Source organism: Streptomyces sp. XY431 (assembly GCF_001279805.1).
GTDB classification, from domain to species: Bacteria; Actinomycetota; Actinomycetes; order Streptomycetales; family Streptomycetaceae; genus Kitasatospora; species Kitasatospora purpeofusca.
Genome location: NZ_LGDO01000391.1, coordinates 1 through 18,815, shown reverse-complemented (window position 1 = coordinate 18,815; position 18,815 = coordinate 1). Strand labels below are relative to the sequence as shown.

Annotated in this window: 16 protein-coding genes; 8 read left to right on the top strand and 8 right to left on the bottom strand. The window is 72.2% G+C overall.

The window, feature by feature from the left end; translation table 11 throughout:
• Positions 1 to 18: 18 nt before the first annotated feature.
• From ADK60_RS27065 to ADK60_RS27055, 3 genes are all read left to right on the top strand, one after another.
• Positions 19 to 657: a class I SAM-dependent methyltransferase gene (locus ADK60_RS27065; RefSeq protein ID WP_053649420.1), complete on the top strand. Its 639-nt coding sequence runs from the start codon at positions 19 to 21 to the stop codon at positions 655 to 657.
• 6 nt (positions 658 to 663) lie between these two features.
• Positions 664 to 1,164 carry a TIR domain-containing protein gene (locus ADK60_RS27060; RefSeq protein ID WP_045943658.1) on the top strand — a complete coding sequence of 167 codons (501 nt, stop codon included), beginning with the start codon at positions 664 to 666 and terminating at the stop codon, positions 1,162 to 1,164.
• A 69-nt stretch (positions 1,165 to 1,233) separates the two neighbouring features.
• Complete coding sequence (locus ADK60_RS27055; RefSeq protein ID WP_079008711.1) at positions 1,234 to 2,631, top strand: M1 family metallopeptidase; 1,398 nt, start codon at positions 1,234 to 1,236, stop codon at positions 2,629 to 2,631.
• Positions 2,632 to 2,842: 211 nt separating this feature from the next.
• On the opposite strand, the gene ADK60_RS27050 is transcribed toward ADK60_RS27055, so the two are convergent.
• Positions 2,843 to 5,203 (bottom strand): M9 family metallopeptidase, encoded by a 2,361-nt coding sequence (locus ADK60_RS27050; RefSeq protein ID WP_063783275.1) that lies wholly within the window; start codon positions 5,201 to 5,203, stop codon positions 2,843 to 2,845.
• A gap of 367 nt (positions 5,204 to 5,570) precedes the next feature.
• Entirely contained in the window at positions 5,571 to 6,422 is an 852-nt protein-coding gene (locus tag ADK60_RS27045; protein ID WP_053649416.1) for a LysR family transcriptional regulator, read from the bottom strand.
• Positions 6,423 to 6,504: 82 nt separating this feature from the next.
• Between ADK60_RS27045 and ADK60_RS27040 the strand changes: the two genes are divergently transcribed.
• Complete coding sequence (locus ADK60_RS27040; protein ID WP_079008709.1) at positions 6,505 to 7,059, top strand: cupin domain-containing protein; 555 nt, start codon at positions 6,505 to 6,507, stop codon at positions 7,057 to 7,059.
• Between the two features lie 160 nt (positions 7,060 to 7,219).
• Here ADK60_RS27040 and ADK60_RS27035 read toward each other — a convergent pair whose 3' ends face one another.
• From ADK60_RS27035 to ADK60_RS27015, 5 genes are all read right to left on the bottom strand, one after another.
• Positions 7,220 to 8,212 carry an ROK family protein gene (locus ADK60_RS27035; protein WP_079008708.1) on the bottom strand — a complete coding sequence of 331 codons (993 nt, stop codon included), beginning with the start codon at positions 8,210 to 8,212 and terminating at the stop codon, positions 7,220 to 7,222.
• Positions 8,213 to 8,317: 105 nt separating this feature from the next.
• A complete protein-coding gene (locus ADK60_RS27030) occupies positions 8,318 to 9,790 on the bottom strand; it encodes an APC family permease (protein ID WP_053649414.1) in 1,473 nt (490 codons plus the stop codon).
• A gap of 224 nt (positions 9,791 to 10,014) precedes the next feature.
• Positions 10,015 to 10,881, bottom strand: coding sequence for an NAD(P)H-binding protein (locus tag ADK60_RS27025; RefSeq protein WP_053649413.1), 867 nt, complete (start codon positions 10,879 to 10,881; stop codon positions 10,015 to 10,017).
• Positions 10,882 to 11,100: 219 nt separating this feature from the next.
• Complete coding sequence (locus ADK60_RS43855; protein WP_053649412.1) at positions 11,101 to 11,436, bottom strand: hypothetical protein; 336 nt, start codon at positions 11,434 to 11,436, stop codon at positions 11,101 to 11,103.
• Between the two features lie 193 nt (positions 11,437 to 11,629).
• Positions 11,630 to 12,613 (bottom strand): aldo/keto reductase, encoded by a 984-nt coding sequence (locus ADK60_RS27015; protein ID WP_053649411.1) that lies wholly within the window; start codon positions 12,611 to 12,613, stop codon positions 11,630 to 11,632.
• 279 nt (positions 12,614 to 12,892) lie between these two features.
• Here ADK60_RS27015 and ADK60_RS27010 point away from each other — a divergent pair, with 279 nt between their 5' ends.
• From ADK60_RS27010 to ADK60_RS26995, 4 genes are all read left to right on the top strand, one after another.
• Positions 12,893 to 14,953, top strand: coding sequence for a phosphocholine-specific phospholipase C (locus ADK60_RS27010; RefSeq protein ID WP_053649409.1), 2,061 nt, complete (start codon positions 12,893 to 12,895; stop codon positions 14,951 to 14,953).
• A gap of 207 nt (positions 14,954 to 15,160) precedes the next feature.
• Positions 15,161 to 15,898, top strand: a complete 738-nt coding sequence (locus ADK60_RS27005; RefSeq protein ID WP_045943673.1) for a DUF2278 family protein — start codon at positions 15,161 to 15,163, stop codon at positions 15,896 to 15,898.
• A 126-nt stretch (positions 15,899 to 16,024) separates the two neighbouring features.
• Positions 16,025 to 16,552: a peptidylprolyl isomerase gene (locus ADK60_RS27000; RefSeq protein ID WP_045943670.1), complete on the top strand. Its 528-nt coding sequence runs from the start codon at positions 16,025 to 16,027 to the stop codon at positions 16,550 to 16,552.
• Between the two features lie 132 nt (positions 16,553 to 16,684).
• The gene (locus tag ADK60_RS26995; RefSeq protein WP_159400601.1) at positions 16,685 to 17,638 is read left to right on the top strand and encodes a hypothetical protein; all 954 of its coding nucleotides are present in this window, start codon (positions 16,685 to 16,687) and stop codon (positions 17,636 to 17,638) included.
• 147 nt (positions 17,639 to 17,785) lie between these two features.
• Here the strand turns inward: ADK60_RS26995 and ADK60_RS26990 are convergent.
• A partial coding sequence (locus tag ADK60_RS26990; protein ID WP_053649405.1) for a chitinase occupies positions 17,786 to 18,815 on the bottom strand: 1,030 nt, incomplete at its 5' end.

The window sequence follows — 18,815 nt, the reverse complement described above, 5'->3', positions numbered from 1 at the left end:
CCCGAGGACACCACTGCCATGACCAGCACCCCCACCAGCACCAAGCCCGGCGCCAAGCCCGACATCCAGCTCATCGAGCAGAACGGCGAGGTGACCCTCAGCATCGGCGGAGAGCAGGCCATGCAGGCCTGGGAGCGCGACCTCATGTGGGCGAGCGCCGACCTGCTCTGCGAGTACGGCCAGGACTTCTACGAGGTCGGGCTCGGCCTCGGCCTGTCCGCCCTGCGGATCGCGCAGAACCCGGCCACCCGCCGCCACACCGTGCTGGAACTCTTCGACGAGGTCGAGGACCTCTTCCGCGCCCAGCACCCCCAGGTCCCCGAGAACCTCACCGTCGAGCGCGGGGACTTCTTCCGGCGCGTCTTCGAGCTGCCCTCGGAGAGCATCGACGGGATGTTCTTCGACCCGGCCCTGGACATGGAGGTGTGGACCGACGCCGAGCTGTGGGCCCGCACCATGCCCGAGGTGGTCCGGGTGCTGCGCCCCGGCGGGGTGTTCATCCCCTTCTTCAGCACCAAGCCCGAGCTGCGCTGGCAGTACACCCCGCACTTCCGCTCGATCCGGGTCGAGCGCCACCCCTACACCGCGTACGACACCACCGAGTACACCCACGGCACCAGCGGTGACGCCTACATCCAGTGCTTCCTCAAGGACTGAGCGCCCATGACCACCCACCTCGCCACCCCGCCGCGGACCCTGTTCCTGGCCGGGCCGTTCATCCAGCTGCTCGACCCGGAGACCGGCGAGATGCCGCCGGGCGCCCGGGAGCCCTTCGATCTGCTGATCAAGCACTTCGAGTCGCAGGGCGTCGCCGTCCACAACGCCCACCGCCGGGAGGCCTGGGGCGCCGAACTGATGCGCCCCGAGCAGTGCACCGCGCTCGACCAGGAGGAGATCCGCAAGGCGGAGCTCTTCGTCGCCCTGCCCGGTTCGCCGGCCTCCCCCGGCACGCACATCGAGATCGGCTGGGCCAGCGCCTTCGGCAAGCCCATCGTGCTGCTGCTCGAACGCGGCCGGGAGTACACCTTCCTGGTCCAGGGGCTGCACACGGTGGCGGAGGTGGAGGAGGTGGTCTACACCGACCTCGCCGCCTCGCTGCCCGCCGTCGACCGCGCCGTCCAGCGGGTCCTGGCCCGCCACCGCGGCACCGCCCGACCCGCCTGACCTCCCCCGCCCGACCTGCCCCACCGGCCGCCACCGACAGACCGCCACCGACAGGAGCCACGAGGACCGATGCGACGCCGCCACGGCCCGCCCGCCCTGAACGCCGTCCCAGCGATCCTCACCGTGATCACCGTGCTCGCCGTGCTCCTGTCGGTGGTGGCCGCCGCCCCGCCCGGCCGCCACCCCACCGGGTCCCGCAAGCCCGGCGACGACTCGCGGACCCCGGCGGCCGTCACCCACACCGTGGCGCTGCGCAGCGACGCGACCGGTGCCGCCTGGCGGGGGCGCCAGCGGGTGAGCTTCACCCAGGTCGCGCCGGAACCGTTGTCCGCCGTGTACCTGCGGCTCTGGGGGAACGCCCGCGGCGGGGGCGCGGCGCCCGCCGTCAGGCTGACGGGTATCGCGGGCACGGCCACGGGCACGGCCACGGCGGACTGCACCACGCTGCGGGTGCCACTGCCCCGGCCGCTGCGGCAGGGCGAGTCCGGCACCCTGGACTTCGAGCTGTCCATCGACGTCCCGGAGGGCCTCGACCGCTTCGGGCGCGACGGCGCGTACAACATCCTCGGCAACGCCCTGCCGACGCTCGCCGTCCTGGACGGCGACGGCTGGCACCTCGATCCGTACACCGGCAACGGCGAGTCCTTCTACTCCCTCGCGGCCGACTACTCGGTCACCCTGGACCACCCCTCCGGCCTGCTGGTCCCCGCCACCGGCAGCGCCGTGGAGGCGCCCGGCGGTCCGGGCCGGACCCTCACCACCGTCACCGCCCGCCGGGTCCGTGACTTCGCCTGGGCGGCCGGTCCGTTCACCCGGCTCACGGGCCGGTCGGCGGACGGCGTACGGATCGGCGTGTTCGCGACCCCCGACGTCACCGCCGAGGACGCGCGCCGGATGCTGGACGTCGCGAGCGGGGCGATCGACGCGCACTCCGCCCGCTTCGGCGCCTACCCGTACGGCGAGTTGGCCGTCGTCCTCGACAACGCCTTCTGGTTCAGCGGCATGGAGTACCCGGGCTTCGTCCTCGACCGGGTCAAGCCCTCGGCGCTGGTCCACGAGCTGGCGCACCAGTGGTGGTACGGCATCGTCGGCGACGACCAGTACCGCGCGCCCTGGCTGGACGAGTCCTTCAGCGAGTACGCCACCGACCTCGTCCTCGGCGGGGCCGACGAGGACTGCGCGGCGGCCGCGCGCTGGGCGTCCGAGGACGAGCGGCTGACCTCGCCCATGAGCCACTGGGACGCGCACCCCGACCGGTACGAGGCGGTCGTCTACGACCACGGCTCCTGCGCCCTGCACGAGCTGCGCCGACTGCTGGGCGAGGACAGGATGGCCGCCCTGTTGCGCGACTACGCCCGCGCCCACTGGTACGGCGTCTCGACCACCGCCGCGTTCAAGGCCGCCGCCCAGGGGCTGTCCCCCGTCGACCTCGCCCCGTTCTGGCGGGAGCACCGGATCGACGGCTGAGCACCGGCCCGGCCCACCACCATCACCACGACGACCTCCACCAGGACCACCAGGACCACCAGGACGCCGACACCGAAACCGACGCCGCCGAACCGGACGGAACCGCCCCGGCCGGCTGCCGGGGCGGTTCCGTACTGGGTCCGTACTGGGTCCGTACTGGGTCCGAACTGGGTCCGTACCGGGGCGCGCGGGGCGCCCGGCCGGGACGGGATCAGAACTCGCTGGTGACGCTCACCCCGCTGAAGCCCTGCTGGGCGTACAGGCTGAAGAAGACGTAGCCCGCCGGGGGGTTGGTGATGGTGAGGGACTCGGAGTTGTCCGGGCCCGCCGAGCGGGTGCTGTACGCGTTGGTGTAGGCCCAGCCGTACGGGTTGTAGTAGAGCTCGCCGTTGCCGGTGCCGCCGCTGGTGGTGACCCGGATCTGGCGGGTGCCCGCCGGCACCGAGAGGTAGAAGTGCGCGTAGTTGCCGGTGGTCGCCGCCAGGTTGCTCCGGCCGCAGTTGCGGTCGAGCTTGCGGAGGTCACCGCCCGCGCACTCGGTGAGCCTGGGGAAGCTCGGGGTGTTCTTGCACTCGCCGCCTGCGCAGGAGGTCAGCCAGGCGTCGAAGTCGGCGTCGTAGCGGGTGCCGATGGTCGACTTGAGGAGGGTGCGGGAGCCGGCCCAGTCGCCCTTGCGGTACAGGGCGAGCAGGGTGTCCACGTCGGGCCGGTGGCGCTCCAGCATGTAACGGACGGCGAGGTAGCCCCAGCGGTAGGTCCGGTCCTCGTCGCCGTAGTAGGTGTCGAAGAGGTCGCTCAGCCGGTAGGTGTGCCGGGCGGCCTGCTCGATGGCCTTGGTGTTCACGACGTTGACGTAGGAGTCGGCGACGACCTCGGCGAAGCCCTCGGTCCACCACACCACGGGGGTGGGGTCGGCCAGCTCGAACTTGCCGTACATGTTGAAGCGGGCGTCGAGGTAGTGGGTGTACTCGTGGTTGAGGTTCCAGACCTCGAAGTCGGGGCGCGCCCAGGACTTCTCGTAGGCGACGAACCGCGCCTGGTTGCCGGCCTTGGCCGGGTCACCCTCCAGGTACATGCCGCCGTTGTCGGTGGCGTTGTCGAACATCACCGGGGAGAGCGCCTTGTACTCGGGCGAGTCGTCGAAGACGATGACCTCGATGGTGCTGTTGAGGTCGTCCGCGACCGGGCCGCTGTCCCGTGCCACGGCGTGGAAGTAGGCGTCCTGGCCGTTGAGGCTGGTGCAGGTGGCGTCCAGCTGGGCCTGGGTCATGGCCTCGGCGAGGATGCGGATGCTCGGGCTGCACTGCTTGATGTTGGTCAGGTAGGCGGTCCTGAAGCGCTCCGCGTCCTGGCAGGTGCCGTAGAGGGCGCAGTTCTCCTTGTCGTAGCTGCGCACGCCGATCGCGGCCTCCGCGCGCTGGTTCCGGGTGGGGCCGGTGACCTCGAACTTCGCGGTGAGCGCCTGGAGGTACGGCCGCACCCTGGGCCGGAACTCGGGGAAGGACATGAACCGGCTCAACTCCTTGACCGAGTTGGTGAGCACCGGGTCGTAGGGGCCGCCGGCGTGCACGAGGGCCCGGTTGGCGAAGGCGGCCACCGCGTCGATCAGGGCCGGGTCGGCCTGGAGCGCCGCGCGGAACGCCGGGTCCTCGCTCCGGACGCCCCGGTAGAGCACCAGGAACGCCGGGTTGAGCGACCACATCAGGTTGTTCTTGTCCCACGCGCCGCCGTTGTAGGCGGTGAGCAGGCGCTTGACGATCGGCAGGTAGGCGAGCGGCTCGCGGGGGACGTCGGCCAGCGTGGCGGCGTTCATCAGCGGGCCGGCGTTCTCGGCGGTGGCCTCCAGCGCGTGCGGGTTGGCGAAGAAGGCCTGCACGCCGGTGTAGATCGCGGCCGGGAGCCGGTCGTAGCTGCCGACCACTGCCTTGTTGACCCACTGCACGGCGTAGCCGGCCTGCAGGTAGTACATCAGCTGCTGGATCGAGCCGCTGTTGTTGCCCTGGTAGGCGACGGCGGCCGCGCGCACCGCGTCGGTGACCGTGAGCATCTGGGACTCGCGGAAGGCCGCGGCCGCGTAGCGGGGTTCGATCCGGAACAGGCTGTCGACGCAGTTCATGTCCACGGACTTGATGAGCTTGATCAGTTCCGCGCCGGTCCGCCCGAAGTCGGTCGGGTTGCACGCCACCGCCTCGCCCGAGTCCTCGGCGGTCACCTCACCGGTGGCCGCGCCCCGGCCGGACGGCTTGGCCGCCGGCTGCTGGGTGCGCCAGGGGGCGAAGTCGTGGCGGGGCCCGATGTCGGCGGAGCTGAGGGCCCCGTTGTGCTCGGCGGGTACCGCGGCGGCGTTGTCGGACTGTTCGACCTGCTCGACGCCGGGCGGCGGGAGCTCGTCGGAGGGAGCCGTGTGGGCTCCTGCGGCGTCCCGGGTGGCCGGCGGTACGGCGACAGGGGACGTGGCGACGGGTGCGGCCTGCCCGAGTGGGGCGAACAGGCCGATCGTCAGGACCAGGGAGAGCGCGAGCGTCAATAGTCTTGCCAACTGCCGAAGGTGCGACAGACGTGCGGTTCTCACGTGGGGGCCTCCGGGCCATGGTTCGGTCGCGTTGGGGACGCGACCGGTGGGGGTGAGGACCAAAGGGCGACGGTGCCTTGACAGGGCTCCGTCGTGACCGGTGGGGAGCGGTGATCAGTACCATGGCACATGTCACATCTCCTTTGGAAGTCCTTTACCGCTACCCCGTTCGGCCCCGGAACGTTCCGCACCGGGAGCATGACGATCCGTCACCGATTCGCCGGTGCAACAGAATTCAACAATCCGGTAATCCGGAACTCCGACCCTCCGACGAACTGTCGAGAGCCCGCCGACGAACCGTCGACGGCCCTCGGACGAACCGTCGAGGACCTGCCGAGCCGCTGGACGACCGCCCGCCGACGGACGGTCAGGCCCCGTACACGGCGGCGGCGGTGCGCACGAAGGAGCGGACCAGCGGATTCGGGTCCCCCGTGTTCCAGACCGCCACCACCTGGCTCGGCGGCATGTCGGCCACCGGCACGACGGCCAGTCCGGCGGGCGGCTCGTGCCCGAGCGGGGCCATCCCGACCGTGCCGTTCCAGAGCACCGCGTGCCGGCACTCCTGGACGGCGCGGACGACCGGACCCTGCCGTCGCTCACCGCCGTTCCAGTACGCCTGCCAGAGCGGATCGGTGCCCTCCGGGAACTGGAACCACCGCCGGTCGGCCAGGTCGGCCAGCCGCAGCCGCGCACGACCGGCCAGTGGATCGTCGGCGCGCAGCACCGCCCCCACCGGGTCGGCCCGCAGTTCGCGCACGGCCAGGCCGGTCTCCTCGAACGGGCCGCGGGTCAGCGCGACATCGACCAGGCCGGCGCGCAGCCCGCAGGTCGGGTCGGTCAGGTCGGCCTCGCGGACGCGGACCTCCACCTCGGGGAACCTCTGCCGGTAGGCGGCGGCCAGCCGGTTCACCCCCAGGTCGGAGCTGTCGGCCAGGATGCCGACGGTCAGCGACGCCGGGCCGGCGGCCGCGGTGACCCGGGCGCGGGCCCGCTCGGCCCGGTCGAGCAGTTCCCGCGCTTCCGTCAGCAGGGCCTCCCCGGCCGGGGTGAGCGTGGTCCCGGTGGCCGAGCGGTTCAGCAGGACGGCTCCGAGCTCGCTCTCCAACTGCCGGATCGCACGGCTCAGCGGCGGCTGGCTCATGTGCAGCCTGGCCGCGGCCCGGCCGAAGTGGAGTTCCTCGCCGACCGCGACGAAATAGCGCAGCGTCCGCAGCTCCATACCCGCAACGATACCCGCGCGGTATCGGCCGCCACAGAACGGGTCTTGGACGGACGGCCCGCCCCGGCGGTGGAATCGAGGCATGACCGAAACACCGAACACCGGCCCGTCCGGCACCGACCCTGCCGCGCCTGCCGCGCCTGCCGCAACAACGGCCGCCCCCACCGCCCCCACCGTGTCCGTGGTCGGCCCGGGCGAGGGCGAGACCGTCCTGCTCGGCACCACCCGGATGCGGATCCTGGAGGACGGCGGCACCACCGGACACCGCCTGGGCATCGCCGAGTCCGTCATCGCCCCGCACACACCGGGCCCGCCGCAGCACCGCCACGCCGGGCACGACGAGGGCTTCTACATCGTCTCCGGCTCGGTGCGGTTCACCGTCGGGGCCGAGGAGCACGACGCGGTCGCGGGCACCCTGGTCGTCGTCCCGCCGGGAGCACCGCACACCTTCGCCAACGTCCGCGGCGAACCGGCCGTCATGCTCAGCACCTTCACCCCCGACCCGTACGTCCGGTACTTCCGGGAGCTGCGGGACCTCCACGCCGGCAGCGAGGCCGTGACACCCGAGGCGCAGCTCCGGCTGATGCACCGCTACGCGACCGAACCCGCCGCGGCTCCCGCCCCGGAGCCGTCCTGACCGATGCCGTCCTGACCGGAGCCGCCCTGACCGGGGACGGTGCTCCCGAGCCCTTCCTCCTCTGCCCACCGGCCCGGACCGGGGCCGGCGGCGTCCGGCCGGGGGCACGGAGTCCGGCCGCCGTCGGTGCACCCACCCCGGCTCCCGTTCCGGTCCGGCCTCAACAACCCGCGGAGACGCACCGGTGGTCGAGGGCCAGGGTGATCGCCCCGTGGAGGGAGGCGTCGGCGGTGAAGTGTGCCGGGAGGACGGCCGGCGGGAAGGGGACGGCGCGGTCCAGTCGCTCGGTGAGGGCGGGCAGGATCACCGCTCCGGCGGCCATCATGCCGCCGCCGACCACGACCCGCTCCGGGTCCAGCAGCACCGCGATGTTGGCGACGGCCGTCGCGAGCGTGTCGAGCGCCTCCCGGGCGATCCGCCGGGCAGCCGGGTCGGGGCTGGTGAACAGGCGGTCGGCGGTGAGTTCCTCGCCCAGTGCGGCGGCGCTGCGCTCGCCGAGGGCCTTGCCGCCGACCAGTTCCTCCAGCGGCGCGTGCCCGTCGGCGAAGGCGGCGGCGGGCGGGCCGGACACGCCGGGCGACCGGCCGGGGTCCAGGTAGGCGATCTCGCCGGCCGCCTGGTGCGCGCCGTCGAGCACCCGGCCACCGACGGTGAGCGCGGCGGCGACGCCGGTGCCGAGGCTGAGGTAGACGCCGGGGTCGGCGCCGCGCAGGGCGCCCCGGCGCAGCTCCGCGAGGGCCCCGGCACGGACGTCGTTGGCCACCGCGACGCTGTCCACGCCGAGTTCGAGCGCCAGGCGGTCGGCGAGGGCGAGGGTCTCCCAGCCGGGCAGGTTCGGGGTCAGCAGGATCCGGTCCGGCCGGATGACGCCCGGGCTGACCGCGGCGTGGGCGACCACCGGCAGGCCGAGCACGGACCGGGCGTGCTCGGTGAGTTCGCGGGCCGCCGCACCGGCACGGGCGAGGACCCGGTCGGGCCCCTGCTCGGGCCGGGTGGCGAAGCGGATCCGCCGCACGGGGGTGCCGGTGGAGTCGGCGAGCGCGACCTCCGTCTTGGTGCCGCCGAAGTCGATGCCGATGACGGCTCCGTCGGGGCAGGAGCGCGGGTGGGCGCGCGGGACGGGGTCCGGGCGGACGGCGGGGTCGGTGGTCAAGAGAGCGTCCTCGGGTGGTGGCCGGGTGGTGGCCGGACGGCGGGCGGGAGGCGGTGCGGCGCCGCCCACCCGCCGCCCGGCGGTCGGGGGGAACGGTCCGGGCGGCTACCCGGCCCGCGCGGCTTCCGCCTCGGTGGCCCGGTCCGCCAGGAACTCCTCGCGGATCTCCTTGGGGCCGAACGGCCAGGCGCCCTCGGCCCTGGACCAGATCAGGAAGGCGACGCAGCCGAGGGCGACCCAGGCCAGCGACCATTCGACGGGGTGAACACCGGGGTTGGCCTTGTCCGCGTAGCCGTAGATGACCGTCCAGCCGATCGCGGCGACGACGGCCGGCAGCGGGTACAGCAGCATCCGGTACGGGCGGGCCAGGTCGGGCTGCCGCTTGCGGAGCACGATCACGGCGGCGATCTGGGCGAGCGCCTGCACGATCACCATGACGCTGGTGAGCAGGGTGATCAGGACGGTCAGCGGCGGGTGTGCGGCGACGTTGCCGATGTGCCGGGCGAACAGGAAGCCGCCGGCGGTGATCGCGCCCATGGAGAGCAGGCCGACGACCGGGAACCCGTGCTCGGGGTGGAGCCTGCCGAAGGCGCGGAAGAACATCCCGTCGCGGGCCGCGTCGTAGGGGACGCGGGAGCCGCCGAGCAGACCGGCGCAGACGGAGGCGAAGGCGGTGATCAGGATGAGCACGGTCACCGTGTCGGCGGCGCCCTTGCCCCAGGTCTGCTCCAGGACTGCGGAGGCGACCGAGGTGGAGGCGACGCTGTCGGGGTCGAGCATGTCCTGCCAGTGGATCACGCCGAGGACGCCGATCTGCATCAGCAGGTAGATGCCCATGATGGCGACGATCGAGAGGATGATCGCGCGCGGCATGACCCGGCCCGGGTTCTTGATCTCGGCTCCGAGGTAGGAGGCGGTGTTGTAGCCGAGGTAGTCGTAGATCCCGATGGTCAGACCGGCGGCGAAGCCGATCCAGAACTGGCCGTGGGTCAGCTCGATCGCGTGGGCGGGCCAGGTGAAGGCCATCGACGGGTGGAAGTCGGTGAAGGAGGCGAGGATCACCGCACCGACCGAGACGATCATCACGCCCCAGAGCACGACGGTGGCCCGGCCGATGTTCTCGACCTTGCGCCACAGCAGCAGCACCACCAGGGCGAGGACGGCGACGCCGACGATGTCGCCCTGGCCGGTCGTCATGCCCGGCCACAAGTAGGCGAGGTACTGCACCAGGCCCTGGACGCCGGTCGACATGATCAGCGGGATGAACAGCATCGCCGTCCACACGAACAGGAACGGCATCAGCCGCCCGCTGCGGTACTGGAAGGCTTCGCGCAGGTAGACGTAGGTACCGCCGGCGCCGGGGAGCGAGGCGCCGAGTTCGGCCCAGACCAGGCCGTCGGCGAGCGCGAGCAGCGCGCCCGCGATCCAGCCGACGACGGCCTGCGGACCGCCGAAAGCACCGACCATCAGCGGGATGGTGACGAACGGGCCGATCCCGCACATCTGGCTCATGTTGATCGTGGTGGCCTGGAAGAGGCCGATTCTTCGGGTGAAGCCTGTGGACACGGGTGGCTCCATGAGGTGGGGGACGGAGCGGAGGAGGAGGCGGCGCGGGCATTAAGTTAAGGAACATTACTTACACCGTCAAGGGTGCGCGCACCATCTCCTCGACCCCCGCACTCCGGCGCCCCGCCCGGAACAGCACGGGGCCCGGCCTCCCCCGAAGGGAGGGCCGGGCCCAGCACTTCACCCGTTCACGGACCAATAGACCCACGAACCCACGAACCCACGCGCCAACAGGCTCACGGGGCAGCAATTTGACGAGTCGTCAATTCCCTTTCGGCGACCTCCCGAAAGCCCTTCGGCGGACGGCCGGTGACGCGCAGGACGGTGTCGGTGGTGCGGTCCTCGGCACCTCCGGCGATGGCGCGGTCCAGGTCCGCCAGCAGCGCGGCGAACCGGGCCGGCATCCGCTCCGCCAGGGCGGCGGTCAGCTCCTCCGGCGTCAGGCACCGGTGCACGACGGGACGACCCAGAACCTCCCCGGCGATCCGGGCGATGTCGTCGTAACCGAGGGCCTCTGGGCCGGTCAGCACCAGCTCGCGATTGGGCGCCGGGTCGTCGGTGAGGGCGTGCGCGGCCACGGCGGCGATGTCCTCGGCGTCCACGAAGCCGACCCGGCCGCCGCCGGTCGCGGTCCGGACGGCGCCCTCGCCGCGGATGCTCTCGGCATGCGGGTGCGCGCCGGTGAAGTTCTGCATGAACCAGGACGGGCGCAGCACGGCCCACTCCGCGAACAGCCCGGGCAGCGCCTCGTGCACCGCGCCCACCGCCGGTCCGCCCCTGGGTACGGCCGAGGAGCTCAGCAGGACGGCGCGGCGCAGGCCCGCCGCCCGGGCCAGGCGCAGGAACGGCAGCATGACCGGCGCCGGGTCCGGCTCTCCCACCGGGGGCACGAGGTAGACGCGGTCGCAGCCGACGAGGGCCTCGGCGAAGGTGGCGCGGTCGTACCAGTCGAAGCGCACCGGTTCCGCACCGGGAAGCGGGGTGGCGCCACGGGAGGCGGCCCTGACGGGGCGACCGGCCGCGACCAGTCGGGCGACGGTCCGGCTGCCGGTGGTCCCGGTGGCGCCGACGACCAGGGTGGCGGCGGTCGCAGCGGCGGTCATCGGGCGCTCCCCGCGGCGAGGCCGGCGCTTTCGGGCATGGGTGTCACAGACGTCTCCCTCCGAGGCGATCCGGACCAGCGGTCCGTTTCATTCCAGGAAGATACGGACCGCCGGTCCGGATCGCAAACATCCTGATCGCCGAAGGAAGCGGGCCCGGGCCGGGCAGGCCCGTGCAGCACCAGGAAGCACCCCGCCCGGAAAGCGCCCCGGAGCGGCCGGTCAGCCCGCGTTGCGGCCGCTGACCAGGACGCGGTCGCCGAGGTGCTCGCTGTGGAAGCCGACCTCGGCCAGCAGTGCGGCGACGCGAAGAGTGGCCTGGAAGTGCCCCGAGCGGACAGCGGCACCACCCTGCAGACGGGCGCCGTCGGCCCCGGCCGCGCCGGACGGGTCGGACGCCGCACCCCGGGTCGCGGCCTGCCAGGAGACGATCACGCCGTGGACCCCGTCGGAGACCGTGGCACCACCGGTCCCGAGCACCGCGTCGGCCAGCGGGAGCCCCGCCGCGCGCAGCGTGGCGGTGACCGAGCCAAGGAGTGCGCGATGATCAGACAGCATGCAAATCAGTCTAATTACCAAATGACAGGTTAACTCCAGTCAAACGACTGTTTTGCGCCTCAAGGGTGACAGCGCCGAAAATCCGGGCGCCGAAAACCGCCAGGATCCGGGCACAGAAATCCGGCAGGATCCGGGCATCAGAAGACGCGGCGGACGGCCACCTGGCCGTCCGCCGCATCCGACTGTCACGCACCTACCAGCGGTCGTGCACCAGCGGGCGGATCCGCGCGTCGTAGAGCTCGCGGACGGCGGCCAGCGTGCCGTCCGGCAGTGACGGGAGCCCGGCGGCGGCCGCGTTGGCGGCCGCCTGCGCGGGGTTGCGGGCGCCGGGGATGACGGCGGTGACGCCCGGCTGCTGGACGACCCAGCGCAGGGCCGTCTGCGCCGCCGTCGCACCGGCGGGAGCGAGCCCGGCGAACGCGGCGGCCGCCTCGACGCCGGTCGCGAAGTCGACGCCGGAGAAGGTCTCGCCCTGGTCGAAGGCCTCGCCGTGGCGGTTGTAGGTCCGGTGGTCGTCCGCGGCGAACCGGGTCTGCGCGGTGTACCGGCCCGACAGGAGGCCGGAGGCCAGCGGCACTCGGGCCAGGATGCCGACCCCGGCCGCGGCGGCCGCCGGCAGCACCTCCTCCAGCGGCTTCAGCCGGAACGCGTTGAGGATGATCTGCACACTGGCCACCCCCGGGCGGGCGATCGCGGTCAGTGCCTCGGCACAGGTCTCCACACTGACCCCGTACGCGGCGATGCGCTGCTCCGCGACCAGGGTGTCGAGCGCGTCGTACACCTCGTCACTGGAGTACACCGGCGTCGGCGGACAGTGCAGCTGCACCAGGTCGAGCCGGTCGACGCCCAGATTGCTCCGCGAACGGTCCGACCAGGTCCGGAAGTTGGCGAGATTGTAGTGCTCCGGTCGCTGCTCGGCCCGGCGGCCGAACTTGGTGGCGACGAACACCTCCGCATCCGGACGGCCCTTCAGGTAGCGGCCGATCAGCTGCTCGCTGCGGCCGTCCCCGTAGACGTCGGCGGTGTCGAAGAGGGTGACGCCGGCCTCGACCGAGGCGTCCAGCACCGCCAGGGCGTCCTCCTCCCGGACGTCGCCCCAGTCGGCACCGAGCTGCCAGGTGCCGAGTCCCACGACCGCGACAGATCGGCCGGTTCGTCCCAAAACGCGCTGTTCCATGGGCCGACCCTCTCACAGAACCGCAGCACCGCAGGTCCGCCGCGCACCCGCCCCCCGGGGGCCGCACGGTCGCACGGCCGTACTGTGACGCCCGCCACAGGTGACGCACGACCCCTGCCGCACTCCCCCGGGGGCGCCACAGGATGTCCATACAAGTCGAGGCGTTCTTCTGACGTACAGCAACCGGACACCGGTGGTCGGCCCGGACGTACCCCGTAGCCGCTGTCCTCTTCAGGCACCGTTCCTCCACCCCCCATGACAGGCAGAGGTCTCCCACCCATGGCTGAGCCGAACCGGCGCCGTTTCCTCCAACTGGCGGGCGCCACCGCCGCGTTCTCGTCGTTGTCGCAGAGCATCGCGCGTGCCGCCGCGATCGCCCCGGCCGGCGCCACCGGGACTCTCCAGGACGTCGAGCACATCGTCGTGCTGATGCAGGAGAACCGTTCGTTCGACCACTACTTCGGCGCGATGAAGGGCGTGCGCGGCTTCGGCGACCCGCGCCCGGTCACCCTGCCGAGCGGAAAGCCGGTCTGGTACCAGACGGACTCCGCCCGCAAGGAGATCCTCCCGTTCCGCCCACAGGTGAACAACCTGGGCATGCAGTTCGTCCAGGACCTCAACCACGACTGGGCCGGCGGCCACAAGGCGTTCAACAACGCCAAGTACGACCAGTGGGTGCCGGCCAAGACGGCCACCACGATGGCCTATCTGACCCGCCAGGACATCCCGTTCCACTACGCGCTCGCCGACGCGTTCACCCTCTGCGACGCCTACCACTGCTCGTTCATCGGCTCCACCGACCCGAACCGCTACTACATGTGGACGGGCCACACCGGCAACGACGGCACCGGCGGCGGCCCGGTGCTCGGCAACCAGGAGGCCGGGTACGGCTGGACCACCTACCCCGAGCGGCTGGAGCAGGCCGGCGTCTCCTGGAAGATCTACCAGGACATCGGCGACGGCCTGGACGCGGCCGGCTCCTGGGGCTGGATCAACGACCCCTACCGCGGCAACTACGGCGACAACTCACTGCTGTACTTCAACAACTACCGCAACGCCAAGCCCGGCAGCCCGCTGTACGACAAGGCCCGCACCGGCACCAACGTCAAGGCGGGCGACGGCCTGTTCGACCTCCTGCGACGCGACGTGCAGGCCGGCACGCTCCCGAAGATCTCCTGGATCGCCGCCCCCGAGGCGTTCACCGAGCACCCCAACTGGCCCGCCAACTACGGCGCCTGGTACATCTCGCAGGTCCTGGACGCGCTCACCTCCAACCCCGATGTCTGGGCCCGGACGGCGCTGTTCATCACCTACGACGAGAACGACGGCTTCTTCGACCACGTGGTGCCGCCGTTCCCGCCCTCCTCCGCCTCCCAGGGCCTGTCGACCGTCGCCACCGGCGCGGACTACTACGGCGGCGGCATCGGCTACGGCGCCGGCGCCTACGGCCTGGGCCAGCGGGTGCCGATGCTGGTCGTCTCGCCCTGGAGCACCGGCGGCTACACCTGCTCGGAGACCTTCGACCACACCTCGATCATCCGCTTCATGGAGCGCCGCTTCGGCGTGCTGGAGCCCAACATCTCGCCCTGGCGGCGCGCGATCTGCGGCGACCTGACCACCGCCTTCGACTTCACCGCCTCCAACCCGGCGCCCGCGGCCCTGCCGTCCACCGCCGGCTACCGCCCGCAGGACGCCAACCGGCACCCGGACTACATACCCGCCCCGCCCGCCGTCGGCACCATGCCGAAGCAGGAGGCCGGCAGCAAGCCCACCCGTCCGCTCAAGTACGCTCCGTACGTGGACGGTTCGGCCGACATCGCGACCGGCAAGTACCGCCTGGCCTTCAGCGGCGGGGCGGCGGCCGGCGCGCAGTTCCTGGTCACCTCGCCCAACCGCACCGACGGTCCGTGGACCTACACCGCGGAGGCGGGCAAGAACATCTCCGACGCCTGGAACACCACCTACTCCAAGGGCGTCACGGACCTCACCGTGCACGGCCCCAACGGCTTCCTGCGCCGCTTCCGCAACCCCGGCAAGACCGCCGGGCCCGAGGTCTCCGCGCGCCACAACCCGACCACCGGCAACCTCGACCTCACCTTCACCAACCCCGCCGGCGCCGACGCCGTGCTCACCGTCGCCAACGCCTACGGCGGCGCCCCGCAGACCGTCACCGTCCGCCGGGGCGCGACCGTCGGGTACACCGTGGACCTGCGCGGCTGCCGCAACTGGTACGACGTCACCGTCACCTCCTCCGTGACGGCCGACTTCGTCCGCCGCCTCGCCGGCCACGTCGAGACCGGCGCCCCCGGCCTCTCCGACCCGGGCCTCCTCACCTACTGAGCCCGCCCGAAACCGCCCGAAACCCGTCGGAACTCGCCGGAACCCGTCGGAACCCGTCGGTCCGGCCCGGGCGCCCCGCACTCCGGGGTGCCCGGGCCGGACCGTCCTCGGGGCAGACCGCCCCCGGCAGGGACACGCCCGGAGCAAGGCCACGCGCGCCCGGCCGCGCCTGGGCGCGCACGCGCCCGCGGCGTGCAAACCTGGGCCATGCCCCTTCCCCTGTACGGCGTGGCCGTCGGCACCTTCCAGGACTTCTCCCGCGACCCCTCGCACGACTTCGGCCAGTGGTACCACGGCCATCTGACCCTCACGACGCCCACCGGCACCTTCGAGGCCGCCCTCGACGTCGACGCGCCCGGCAGCGTGGGCGTCTCCTACCGGCTGGTGGACGGCCTGCACCGCTCCGACCTGGGCTCCCTCCCCCAGCTCCCCGACGGCTTCCAGCGACTCGAGTCCTCATCCACCTCCGGCGCGCTGGACTACGCCCGCAGCCCGCTGCTCCGCGACCCGGACTGGCTGCGCGCCCTCAGGGGGCTGGTACTGCGGGTGGTCTCGCTGCTGCAGAAGCAGCCCGTCGGCGCGCCGGCGTTCGGCCCGACCGTGGCCGACCGGCTGGTGGCGCTGCTCCACAGGCTGCCGAACCGCCCCGTCGCGGTGTACCCGTGGGTGGCCAGCAACGGCGACAACGCGCTCGACGTGCTGGAGCCCCTGCTCCGCTCCGCCGACCGGATCTACGTCTTCGGCCAGCGCTTCACCACGGGCCTCGGCGTCCACGACGTGCACCTCAACCAGGGCGACCCGCTGGGCAGTCAGTGGTACGACACCGACGGCATCTGGCAGGACGGCGCCGTCGTCTGCGAGTTCGCGGACGGACGGGTGGTCGTCTGGCAGATCAGGTTCAACACCCAGAGCCTGAACACCGACGGAGCGGGCCACCCGCTCTGACCGACCCGCGACGGGCCCGGGCCGCCGAAGCCACCCGATCGGGTGAGATCCCGTGTCGCCGCCCCCGAGGCCCCCGGTCCGGCCGCAAGACTGGCCCCATCAGTCGGACCCGACAAGGAACTTGTGATGGCGGAAGAACTGTACGCGACACTGAAGACCAACCAGGGCGACATCGAGATCCGGCTGTTCCCGGAACACGCCCCCAAGACCGTCAAGAACTTCGTGGAACTCGCCACCGGCGAACGGGAGTGGATCGACCCCGCCACCGGCCAGAAGAGCAAGGAACCGCTCTACGACGGCACGGTCTTCCACCGCGTCATCGAGGGCTTCATGATCCAGGGCGGCGACCCGCTGGGCAACGGCACCGGCGGGCCCGGCTACAAGTTCGCGGACGAGTTCCACCCGGACCTCGCGTTCACCAGGCCCTACCTGCTCGCGATGGCCAACGCCGGGCCGGGCACCAACGGCTCCCAGTTCTTCGTCACCGTCGGGGCGACCACCTGGCTCACCGGCAAGCACACCATCTTCGGCGAGGTCACCACCGACGCCGGCCGCAAGGTCGTCGACGCCATCGCCACCACGGAGACCAACCCCCGCAACGACCGGCCGGTGCAGGACGTCGTGATCGAGAAGGTCGTCGTCGAGAACCGCTGACCGACCGGCACCGACCACCCCTCACCCGGGCCGGGAGCCCGGCCCCGCACCGCACAGCCCCGCACCGCAGGCCCGAAACCTCGGTGTGGGAGGATCCCGCCCGGATGATCGACATCGGGGGCGGTGGGGCACGTGCTGGTCTGGACGGCGCGGGTGAGTGCGGTGGGTGCGTGGGCGGTCCTGTCCGTCGCGGTCGTCTGGGCGTTCGGCCTGGGCGGCGGGACCCGCCAGCCGCTGACCACGCTCGACACCCTCGGCCGGATCGGCATCGGTCTGCTCTGGCTGCGGGTGGCGGCGCTGTGGGCGTCCAAGGCCGTCCGGGTGTGGACCCGGCGCAAGCGCCGCCGGGTCTCCCTGTCCAAGGACACCGGCCCGCTGCGGTTCCGGGTGCCGCTGACCTTCGACGCGACCCCCTGGGTCTGGGTGCGAGTGGCCGCCGTCCTCCTGCTGCTGCCGTTCGCGGCCGCGCTCCCGGGCGCCCTGCACGCGATGGACGGCGGCGAGGACGTGCGCGCGCTCAAGAACGCGGGCGCGGTGCTGTCCACCGCGACAGTGGTCGGGGTGACGGACGCCGGGGCGGTCGAGGACTCCGACGGCGTGGTGACGCACTACGACTCCGATCTGGAACTCGCCCTCCCCGACGGCAGCCGGATCACCGCCTGGGGCGCCGACACCTACGAGGAGCCCCGCACCGACGACCGGGTGCAGGTCCTGTGGGCCCCGTCGGCGCCCCAACTGGGCCCCCTGGTACGCACCTCGGACCTCTCCCAGCACGTCGACACCGGCACGACGATCGGCGGCATGCGCCTCTTCCTGCTGCTGTTCTTCGGCCTGTTCTTCGTCTGCTTCGTGGTGCCGCTGTCCGTCGCGGCGGAAGCGGACCAGCTGCACGACCTGGCCTGGCGCCCCCTCGCCCAGACCGCCCTCCCCGTCCTGGCCACCCTCCTCTTCCTGTGGATCCGCCCACTGCTCACCGGCGTCGGCATCGGCAGCCCGGAGTCGGTCCTGCCCGCCGTCTTCGGCGGCTTCGCGATCCCGCTGCTCCTGCTGTACACCGGCCTGGCCCTCCGGGCGCTGGTCGACTGAACCCCCTCCCGGACCGGGGCCACGCCGGCGACCTGGGCGACCGGACGACGAAGGGGTCCCGGGAGCATCACGTGCTCCCGGGACCCCTTGCCGCAACGGACGGTCCGCTCGACGTCAGCGCGACGTCAGCGCGGTGTCACTGGGGCATCAACGGCCCTGGAGGGACTTCGCGTTGTCGCCGAAGCTCCAGCCCTTCGAGCCGTCCCAGTTGATCGACCAGGTCATGAGGCCCTTCAGGGCGCCGCCGAAGGCCCCCCACGACTGGCTGACCAGGCTCGGCGCCATGTAGCCGCCGCCCGCGCCGGGCTGGGCCGGCAGACCGGGCACCTGCTTGTCGTAGGGCACCTTGATGGTGGTGCCCTGGATGGTCAGGCCGTTGTTCAGGCACTCGGTCTGCTTGGTGAAGCCCTGGACGGTGCCGGCCTGGTAGGAGTCACCGGAGCAGCCGTACATGCTGCCGTTGTAGTACTGCATGTTGAGCCACCACAGGCGGCCGTTGTCCACGTACTTCTTGATGATCGGCAGGTAGGCGCCCCAGATCGAGCCGTAGGTGACGCTGCCGCCGGTGACGTACGCGGTCTCGGGGGCCATCGTCAGACCGAAGCCCGCGGGCATCTGGGCAAGGACTCCGTCGATGATGCGGATCAGGTTGGACTGGGAGGCGGACAGCGTGCCGATGCTGCCGCTGCCGGAGAGGCCGGTCTCGATGTCGATGTCGATGCCGTCGAAGTTGTACTTCTTCAGGATCGGGACGACGGTCGCGACGAACTTGTCCGCGACGGTGCTGGAGCCGAGGTCGATGCCCGCCGCGGCGCCGCCGATCGACATCAGCAGCGTCGCGCCGGCCGCCTTGGCCTGGCACATCTCGGCGGGGGTCGAGACCTTGACGCCGGCGTCCATGCCGTCCTGCCACAGGACGGTGCCGTCGGAGAGGATCACCGGGAAGGCGGCGTTGATGACGTTGTAGCCGTGCGCGGCGATCCGGCTGTCCGTGATGGGGACCCAGCCCATGCCCGGGTGCACGCCGTTGGAGGCGCCGTCCCAGTTCTCCCAGTAGCCCTGGAGGACCTTGCCCGCGGGGCGGGGCTTGGTGGGGCAGGTGTCACCGGTCGGCGGGGTGGTCGGCGGCGTCGTGGGAGGAGTCGTGGGCGGAGTGGTGGGAGGCGTGGTCGGCGGC